At 60.0% G+C, this 7,082-nt stretch carries 4 protein-coding genes and 1 pseudogene; 4 read left to right on the forward strand and 1 reads right to left on the reverse strand.

What is annotated here, in order from left to right; all coding sequences use genetic code 11:
* The coding region (locus tag H5U08_RS07270; RefSeq protein WP_297031698.1) for a DUF3418 domain-containing protein at positions 1-2,391 on the forward strand (2,391 nt) is incomplete at its 5' end.
* Between the two features lie 193 nt (positions 2,392-2,584).
* Here the strand turns inward: H5U08_RS07270 and H5U08_RS07275 are convergent.
* On the reverse strand, positions 2,585-3,073 hold the full coding sequence (locus H5U08_RS07275) for a ferritin (RefSeq protein ID WP_297031700.1): 489 nt from the start codon (positions 3,071-3,073) through the stop codon (positions 2,585-2,587).
* A gap of 353 nt (positions 3,074-3,426) precedes the next feature.
* Here H5U08_RS07275 and H5U08_RS07280 point away from each other — a divergent pair, with 353 nt between their 5' ends.
* The 3 genes and pseudogenes from H5U08_RS07280 to H5U08_RS07290 form a co-directional block, all read left to right on the forward strand.
* Positions 3,427-3,774: a cupin domain-containing protein gene (locus H5U08_RS07280; RefSeq protein WP_297031702.1), complete on the forward strand. Its 348-nt coding sequence runs from the start codon at positions 3,427-3,429 to the stop codon at positions 3,772-3,774.
* Positions 3,775-4,067: 293 nt separating this feature from the next.
* Positions 4,068-5,990 (forward strand): hypothetical protein, encoded by a 1,923-nt coding sequence (locus tag H5U08_RS07285; protein WP_297031703.1) that lies wholly within the window; start codon positions 4,068-4,070, stop codon positions 5,988-5,990.
* Between the two features lie 505 nt (positions 5,991-6,495).
* Positions 6,496-7,082 (forward strand): annotated as a pseudogene (locus tag H5U08_RS07290) (hypothetical protein); the annotation flags it as partial.

The raw sequence follows: 7,082 nt of genomic DNA on the forward strand, positions 1-7,082 counted from the left end.
CTTCACGAGGTTCTCATCATCGCCGCGGCTTTGGAGGTCGATGATCCCCGACTCCGGCCCCCCGAGCGGGCGGCCGAGGCCGACCTCTGCCACGCCCAGTTTCGCCATCCGGAGTCCGATTTCCTCGGCTATCTCAAACTCTGGGACTTCTACCAGTCGCTGAAAGCCAAACTTTCCCGCAGCCAGATGCAGAAAGCCTGCCAGCAGAATTTCCTCTCCTACAATCGACTCCGTGAGTGGTCGGATATTTTTCGCGAGCTGCAGGAGATTGTGGCCGAGTCCGGGATGAAACTCAACCGCCGCAAGGACGATCCCACGGCAATCCACCGGGCGATCCTGACCGGACTCCTGTCCAACGTGGCCATGCGGCACAACCGCTACGAGTACACCGTGGCCGGAGGTGGCAAGGCCGTTCTCTGGCCCGGGTCCGGCGTCTTTGAAACCAAACCGGCCTGGGTGATGGCCGCCGAACTGGTGGAAACCGCCCGCCGTTACCTGCGGGTGTGCGCCAGGATCGATCCCGCCTGGGTGGAAGAACTCGCGCCCCATCTGATCAAAAAAACGTACGTGGATCCGTACTGGAGTCGGCGTTATGGGGCGGCCATGGTTTACGAGAAAGTGCTCCTTTTCGGCTTGCCCGTCGTGCCCCGGCGGCGTGTCCCGCTGGGACCTATCGATCCTCCAACCGCGCGGGAAATGCTCATCCAGCACGGTCTCGTGGAGGGAGAAATCGAGTGCCAGGCGGCCTTTTTCGAGCACAACCAGCGGCTGGTGCGAGACCTGGAAACCGCCCAGATCAAGCTCCGGCGTCTGGACCTGCTTCTCGGTCAATGGGCTCAGTTCGACTTCTACGACCAGCGGATCCCCTCGCACGTGTACGATCTCCAGGGACTCCTCGCCTGGTGGAAGGAAGCGTGCAGGGAAAATCCGAAAATTCTCCACATGCAACCGTCGGACGTCCTGAAGGAGGAGCTACCGGCCGACGTGTCCACGCGTTTTCCCGACCACTTCATCGTGGAAAAGGCCCCCATGCCTCTGACCTATCGCTTCCAGCCGGGACATCCCGAAGATGGGGTCACCCTCACCATCCCCGTGGAAGTTTTCCATCACCTGGACCCGCGACGTTTGGAGTGGCTCGTCCCGGGGATGGTGGAACCGAAGGTGGCCGCCCTCATCAGGTGCCTCCCCAAGGAACTACGTCGGCGATTGGTGCCCATCCCCGAGAAAGCGCGGCAAGCCGTGGAGCTGATGCGGTTCGGAGAAGGCCGATTCCTGCCGGCTGTGGCAGAAGCCCTCTCGCGGATTTCTGGAGAAAAAATCCGTCTGGAGGATTTCCAGCTTGACAAGATCCCCCCTGAACTGCAAATGTCCATCAAGGTGGTGGACGATAAGGGACAGGTTCTGGCACAGGGCCGGGACTTCTGGCAACTGCGTGAAAAATTGGGAAGCCGGACCACGGTGGCCTATTCGGTCATCGACGATCCCGTCTGGACGAAAGACCATCTCCGTGATTGGCCCGATCAGGACCTCCCCGAAGAAGTGGAAGTACACCGCGGCGGCATTCCGGTGAAGGCGTTCCCGATGCTGGTGGACGCGAGGGACTCGGTGTCCTTACGACTGGCCGACAGTGCCGCCCGGGCGGCCTACCAGACCCGGTTCGGCCTCCGCCGCCTGCTCGCCTTCGCCACACAGGAACGTCTCGATCCCCATTGGGATTGGTTTCCCGATCGGGATCGGCTTCGGCTCATCGCCACGCAACTTCCGGAATTCGACTTCCAGGACCAGCTTCTTCTGGCCCTCGTCGATCGCGCATTCCTGGACGAGAGTCTGGTCGGACCGTGGCTCATCGGGCAGTGGGGCCAGCTTCCTCGGACCCGCGAGGAGTTTCAACGCCTCCGTCACGCCGGTCTGCGACGTTTGCCGCTGGCCATCCAGGAAGTGCTGTCGCTCATCCGTCCCCTGCTGGAGGGCTACCATCAGGCACGGCTGGCCGTGGAAAAACTGACCGCTCCCCAATGGGAAGAAGCCCGGCAGGATATGGAAGAGCAACTCAACGAGCTCGTCCGTCCCGGTTTTCTCACCCACACCCCGTGGAACTGGCTCCGCCAGTATCCCCGGTATTTCCAGGGAATATGCCGTCGGGTAGAAGCCCTGCAACTGGGCAACGCGATCCGTGACCGCCAGGCCCTGGCCACCTTCCGCCCGTTTTGGGAGACCTACCGCAAACGCCGCCAGCTTCACGAGGAAATGGACATCTTCGATCCCGAGCTGATTCAGTTCCGCTGGATGCTGGAAGAATTTCGTATCTCCCTCTTTGCTCAGGCACTGGGCACGGCCCTGCCCGTTTCACCCCAGCGGCTGGAAAAACAACTCGCCCGCGTCCGGGGATAGGAAACCGGGTGGTCTCCAGGGCTATATGGAGTCCAGTTTTGGTAGGGGCAATTCATGAATTGCCCCTACCGGTCAGGCAAACAGTTCTGCAAACCCCAACATTGACGAAGCGGCGACCTACCTTATCGGTCGGTCTAAAAAACTCGCTCCCGCTATCCGCCGCGAGGCCAAACTTTTCAACGCCACTGGATCTTCAGCTTCGCTGAGCCAGTTCGCGATCAATCCAGAACAGGCCCTGGGGTGCATCCCCCACCAGCTTCAATCGCTGGACAATGGCGTCCACCGAAGCCTCCTCTTCCACCTGCTCATCCACGAACCACTGGAGGAAACTCTCGGTGGCGACGTCGCCTTCCTGCTGCGCCAGTTTCAGCAGGTCCAGAATCCGTTTGGTGATTTCCTGCTCATGGGCCATCACGTCATCGAACAACTGGGGCAGTTTGGTCCAGTTACTGGGTGGCTGCTGGACGGCCTGAAGCTTCACCTCTCCCCGGCGAAGGAGGATGTACCTGTAGATTTTCTCAGCGTGCTCCCTCTCCTCTTTCGACTGGACTTCCAGCCAGTGGGCCGCCCCGGGCAGGTTGAGCGCATGGCACCGTGCGGCCATCGCCAGGTAGAGATAGGAAGAATATAACTCGGCATTGAGCTGATCGTTCAGAGCCTGCAGCAACTTTGCACTCAGCATGGCGTCACTCCTTTCCCTTATCACATGTCAAATGGTTCAATCGACTCGACCACAGGCCGGGGAACCTTTTCCAGTCAAGGCCCTCACTTCAGCACTGTGGCCGCTTCCAGAATCGTGGGAAATTCATGTATTATTAGCATCGCAGTCAGAAAGGCAACTGCGAAAAGACCAAAGATCCCTCGGCAAGGCAAAATGGCTTCGCATTTCGGCCACAGAACCGGTAAAATTGAGCGTCATCACCAAAAACCGACAGTTGTGTCTGCACAGGCCAGTGCTGTGATCACTTTGATGGCACTTCCGGTGCCCGAGTTTGCCAGCGCGTCACGAACCTCAGGCATGTGAAGGATTCCCGCATGAGCAATCCACAGCCCACCCAGAACCTTTTTGCGCGACCTCTCGATCTTTCTCAACTGCTGAGCGTTCAGAGTCAGGCGATCGTGAGCCGGATCCTCGTCAAACACCCCACCGGATCGATCACGCTGTTTGCGTTTGATGAGGGCCAGAGCGTCGAAGAGCATACGGCCCCATTCGACGCGATGATCCATGTCCTGGAAGGCGAGGCCGTCGTGAGCATCGCCGGAGAATGGCACCTGGTACGTGCGGGCCAGGCCATCCTTTTGCCCGCCAATGTCCCCCACGCTGTGCGAGCCCCCAAAGCCTTCAAGATGGTGCTCGTGATGCTCCGCCGACCCGCCGAATAAACGCGGAATAAACAGAGTTTCCCCGTCCGAGCTTGTCCTCCTTGGGGTGAAGTGCTGTCCGCATCGCGCGGGTGGCGCTGTCGATACGGCCTCCTTATCCTCACAGTGCGCCATTAAACTTTCCATACTCTGCGAAATACGCATACTACGAATCTTATCGAATTTATCCAATACATTTCGTCGATGCCGCCGATAGCGATACCGGCACACGATTCTTTCGCGCGAGTGCAATAGATTTGCCACCCACCCAGCCAAGTGTGCTTTCCCACCTGAATGCCAAGGAGGAGTTGAACATGAGAAAAACCGCGTTCTCGACTGCCGTCTTCGGCTTATGTAGCTCAGCCCTGTTACTGATAGGACTGTCTTCGCTTCGCGGACCGCTTCCCGTCCTGGCCCAGAACCGTGCTTCTGAAACCTCCGCCACATTCACCGAAATGCTCGCCGAGGGGTCTGGTTCGGAGGCGACCACACTGTCCTCCGACGAAGGCGCGACGACGAACGATCCTTTCAACGGCGCCTGGGACACAGGCCCCGTCCCCGATGATCCCCTCGCCACCCAGGAGTCCGCATCCTCAGCCGCATCCGCCGATCCCGCCAGTGGTTATCGCTATTATTATCGGTTTGTGCCCGAGGAAGAGGACTTTGTCTGGGTTGAGGATTCTGACGACGGGCAAGAAAAAGACGATTACGCCGCCGAATCAGAGATTAGCGACTTTGACGATTCGCTCTCCGGAAATTCTGATGAGGCTCCAGCCCCCACCCTTTCGCCGGACGCGAAAGAGCCTTCCGAAACTGCCCAGTACAGCTTTGTGGACGAGTACTCCCCCGAAGAGGCCGCCCGCTACGAAATGGCCCAGGAAAACCGGAGCGAGGAAAGCTCCTCCGGCGACCTCGAACTCGCCGAGGACGGCTATTTCCCCTGGTACCAGAAGTATTACTACCTGATGGGCAGTCAGGAACATGTCGGTTCCCGGCCCAATTACTGTCGCATTGAGGACGAAAAAACGGCCGAACCGACGCCGGCCCCCGCGACCGCCGACTCAGGCGACGCAGCCACCGGTCCCGGTTACACCTTTGACGGCCGGACCTGGGAACCGGACTACGAGGCCGATGTCGCCGCCGCCTGGCTGTTTGCCGCATCGCGCCACCTGACAGGAGCGGACGAGGCCGCAGAGCGGCAGCTCGCCGACATGTCGGACAACCCTGCCCAGGAAGAGGCCGACTCGCTTCCCGACGAAGCATACGAAGAATGGGACGTGTATTCCGAGATGACCGATCCCGCCTGGGAGGTGATGTCCGATGACGAGGGCCTGGTGCCTTCGGAAGGGAATCCCAAAGATCAGGCCGAGCCGGAATCCGCCGAGGAAATGATGCCCAGCGAAGAAGAGGGCTTCTCCCCCAAAGCCTTGGACGACTCCGGCGAGTACGACTCGTATGACGACGCGATGGAGGACGACTCCTATGATGATGCGATGAAGGACGACGAGTCCCTCACCCCCGAGGAGCCTGCCGCGCCCGAGGACGACACAACCTGGACAATCGTCAATCCCGAGCCGATCGTCTCCTCCTCGGCCGACAGCGATGATGGCTCGCCATCGACTCCGCTGATTTTCGACACTCCCTGGCACGGAGAACCGGGCGAGAACTTCTTCTGGGTGGAAAGCGACACCGTCCCCGAAAGCCCGGCCACGGTTGACCAATCCGCGGAATCCGAGTACATGGACTCCTCCTATGACTGGAACTCGGGCGATTGGGATGCAGGCAGCATGTGGGACGTGGATATGCCCGGGTATCGGATGAGCGATGAGGCCCCTGGTGTGGGGGACAATCGGGACGGCCAAGGAGATTTGGAGGATACCTCCGATCCTGCTGGGGAAAGCTCCCAAGGCGAGGCTTTCCAGGGCGAAGGGCAAGAGGAAACTCCCGCCGAAGCCGGATCGGCTCCCTTGGACGAGGCGATGGATGAGCCGCTCCCGGACGCCACGTATACCGGCGAGTACCTGGAAGGATCCTATGATTGGGAAGAGTCCGCTGTCCAGGAAAACGGTTTGGAAATGGACGCGGCTGAACCGGTGGGCGCAAACGCGGCGCCTGCGGAGAACGAGGGGGTGTCCCTCGGGCGGGTTCTCCGCGGACTGGCGGCCGCCACCCTCGGTGCACTTCCCCGACTGGCTCTGCGGGACTTCAACCTGGAAATCCCGACCAACATCAAATGAGCGGCTGACCGCAGAATTCCCTGCCTGAACCGCCCCCGTGCCTGGCCCGAGTGGGGATCTCCCACGTCGGGCCATTTTTTTTGCGCTGCCAGCCGGGAAAATTTGCCCGTGGAGTCAAGAACGGCAATGATGGGTGGAAGCAAGTGGGGGAACTTTCGCGGAAAAAAATCTCTCTAATCGTTTGGCCGAGAAAACGGCAGGCTTTGCTGTGAGGAAAAGACTAGAATTTGTATGGGATGCAAGACCTGCCGGGGATTGCGAGAAAATGGCGGTGGCGCGGAGCCGGACCGTTTTATGCTGGCCACGTTTTGCACTTTCGCCACTTTACCCCGTTATCCCGGTCGAAAGTTTTTGCTTGGCAAATGCACGATTCCCAAGTTAAAATGGCCATAGTCCTCCAGAGTGTGGAGTGAACGCTCGTCGCATTGGGTGACCCGATCCAGTGGTGGGGGACACGACATCGGTCCTCAGCCGTTTGTTTGTAGGGCGTCGGAGAAACGGAACCATGGTGTGCACGCGATTGACGGTGAAAATGACGGTCGGCCTGATGGTGGCATTGGGCGTGATGGGGTCGCTTTTTTCGGTGGCCACGGCCGATGAAGCGGCCGCACCTCAGGCCCAGTTGGAGCTCTTCCAGGCGGCAGACGGCAGCCAGTACTTCGCGGCTGTGCTTCCGCCAGTCCCGGCGGTCCAGTCTGGTGGACGTCACATTGTCGTGCTCGTCAACACGTCGGCAGCCCAAACGGGAGCAGTGAGAGAGAAGTCGCTCGCTGCCCTGGAGAAATTTCTGGGAGAATTGACGCCAGCGGACCGCGTGCAGATCGTGGCGGTGGACCTTAAAGCAGTACCGATGCACCCGGATTTTGTGGCCCCGGGGAGCCCCGAGTTTCAGGCCGGCTGGGAAAAGCTCCAGAAGCGGGCACCTCTTGGTTCGTGCGATTTGGGGGCCGGATTGCAGGCCGCCATCGACGCCCTGAGCAAGGCACCGGCAGAGGGACGCACCCTCGTCTATTTTGGCGATGGCCTGAGCCGCGCTCACCTTCTCTCCTCGGATGAGATTGCCGATCTGACCACCCGGTTGTACGACGCCCA

This window comes from Thermogutta sp. (genome assembly GCF_014359955.1).
GTDB lineage: Bacteria > Planctomycetota > Planctomycetia > Pirellulales > Thermoguttaceae > Thermogutta.